This is a genomic window from Mesorhizobium sp. M1E.F.Ca.ET.041.01.1.1 (assembly GCF_003997355.1).
Lineage (GTDB): Bacteria > Pseudomonadota > Alphaproteobacteria > Rhizobiales > Rhizobiaceae > Mesorhizobium.
Window position 1 is genome coordinate 1 of sequence record NZ_RZSL01000801.1, and the last position, 2,207, is coordinate 2,207.

Annotated in this window: 3 protein-coding genes; all 3 read right to left on the reverse strand. The window is 65.2% G+C overall.

Annotated elements, in window-relative coordinates; genetic code table 11:
• Positions 1-238: 238 nt before the first annotated feature.
• The 3 genes from EOA38_RS34325 to EOA38_RS34335 are packed head-to-tail and all read right to left on the reverse strand — an operon-like array spanning position 239 to position 2,047.
• Positions 239-487, reverse strand: a complete 249-nt coding sequence (locus tag EOA38_RS34325; protein WP_127301306.1) for a hypothetical protein — start codon at positions 485-487, stop codon at positions 239-241.
• Positions 484-1,506 carry a hypothetical protein gene (locus EOA38_RS34330; protein ID WP_127301307.1) on the reverse strand — a complete coding sequence of 341 codons (1,023 nt, stop codon included), beginning with the start codon at positions 1,504-1,506 and terminating at the stop codon, positions 484-486. The genes EOA38_RS34325 and EOA38_RS34330 overlap by 4 nt, the downstream gene beginning before the upstream one ends.
• A gap of 55 nt (positions 1,507-1,561) precedes the next feature.
• A complete protein-coding gene (locus tag EOA38_RS34335) occupies positions 1,562-2,047 on the reverse strand; it encodes a hypothetical protein (RefSeq protein WP_127301308.1) in 486 nt (161 codons plus the stop codon).
• Positions 2,048-2,207 lie beyond the last annotated feature (160 nt).

Below are 2,207 nucleotides of genomic sequence, written 5' to 3' on the forward strand. Positions count from 1 at the left end.
GTCGAGAATGATGGGCATCAGACGGCCTCCAGTTTTGGGAACGGAAGCGGAAAAATCAAAACCGCAAAAACGCGCGAACATCGGACTACGCACCGGCGCATAAGGTTTTGCCTCGGCGAAAGGAACCTAGCTACCCGGTGGGGGCTGGGGTAGCTCGCCGGAGCCCGCGCGCGCCCGCTTGGTCCTCCGGCGAGCCGCGTCGAGCACCTGCTGGGCAAGCTCGCACCCGACGATCTCATTATTCCTCCTCCGCCGCTCCTGGCAGCCATGATGCGCGCCGAGCCCGCCGCTTGGCATAGATGGCTGCTGTGTTGAGCATGCTGGTCTTGCCCGCGCCCTCGGATATGAGCGCGTTGACCAACAACCGGCCGAACGCGTCGGCCGCGGGTGCTGGCGCTTCAGGCTCGTTGCTCGTCGGTGTGGCGCCGGGCATGTGAGCCGCGCGGCGGCGGCGACGCTCAGCGTATATCTCTGCGCTCATCGTCATTGGTCGTGCTCCTCTGCTGGCAGGTCGCCGGACAGTTGAAGGATGGCGCGGACATCGGCATCGACGCGGCGGGCGACGGCCACGCCATCGGCAATGGCGGTCTCGATCAGGCGCTCCTCCTCGCACTCTGCCTCGAACAGCCGCGCGGATATCTCGTCATGACGCCGTTCTCGGCTTGCGTCGTCGAGCGAGCGGGCATCATCGGCGACCTCATCGATCTCGGCCTCCAGCCTGGCGATCACGAGTTCAGGGGTCAGCCAGCATTGAAGCCCTACCGGATCGACCGACCACGAATAGCCGCGCGATACGCCCTGCGCTGTCGGCAGGATCACGCTGGCTTCGACGATGTTGCCCTGCCTTGGGAATTCGATCTGGCCGCCGCCGTCGAGCAGGCCGTGGACGCGCGGACGCGCCATCTCCGCTTGGCTGTCGACCCATTGCTTGGCGATGGCTTTCGCATCGGCCGAGGGTACCGGCGCCGTTTCGATATCGCGGAGATCGGCCTTCAGTTTCGCGATCGTCGACCTGACCGTCTCGATCGAGGCAGACAGCGAGGCCGGCCGCTTCGCCGGCTTTGATGGCGCGGCTATGATGGCCGTCCCCGGCGGCAGGCCTCGAATGTAGGCCTCAATTCGGGAGACCATCCGGTCGAGCGATTGCCACGCCTGCGAGCGGGTGTGGTCCTGAGCCTGCAACCGCTCCATCTCCTCGGTGATCTTCGCGAGCCTGCTCTTGGCCTCGTTGATCCGGGCATTGTCCGGGGTGCGCCTGACGCCGTGCGGCGCGGCCGGATTTCGCGACGGAATTTCGGTTTCGACGTAGAGCAAGCCTTCGTCGAGGGCGCGTTGCAGCCGCTCCACCTCCGCCTGTGCTTGCTCGTGCTTATTGAGCGTGGTGGTGTACTTCCGCCAGCTCGATTCCTGCAGCGCCTTGGTGTCGTCGCGCGCCTCGATCATGGCGGCGAGCTTGGCTCTAGCCGCTTCCGGGAGCTTAGCCGAGACGTTCGTAACGGCGTCCATAAGTTCCTCTCCGAGTTGCGTTGTTGAAGAATCTACCGGACCTGAAAAAGCGACCTCACCGTGAAATCCGATTTCGCGGTGACCCCCGGAAGAACGAAGCGATCCAGCGGCGAGGCGGTATCTTGCCTGCACGACCGCGCAAGATGGCCCAGCACAGGGCATCAGCACGGGACAGGCCGGGAGGGCAGGTTGCTGCCGTTCTAAGTTTCGGCCACTTGTCGGCGGCAAAGGCGGTCAGAAGATCGGACACGTCCCAAACGCCTTCGCTGTCTGCGTCGCCGATCTTGGTCCCGACAAGTTCGGCCAGGGCGTGCAGCGCATCGTCGCGATCAGCGAATATCAGTTCCAGCCTTGCGTTGCGTTTGCCGCGGCCGGACGCCCGGAGCCCGAGCGCCTCGTCGAGCGGCGCCAGCCCGGCGAAGAACCTGTCAATGGCTGCGGCGAAGCGTCGGCCGTCGGTCGGATCGATCGGCAGGCCTGCGCGCGCCGCTTGCGCGATGCGGCGGAGACGGGCAGCTCCTTCGATCGCCGGCGAGGTCATCCGGGCCTCGCGCGCCCAAGGGCGGCGGCACGGCTCTCGAAATCCTTTCGAATTCTGCGTTCCATCTCCTTGAGTTTTTGCTGGCTGCGCCGCAGCCGCGCGGCGGCATCCGTCGCGTCCTCCCGGCTGAGAATTGGAATTTCGGTCACATCTGCGAAGA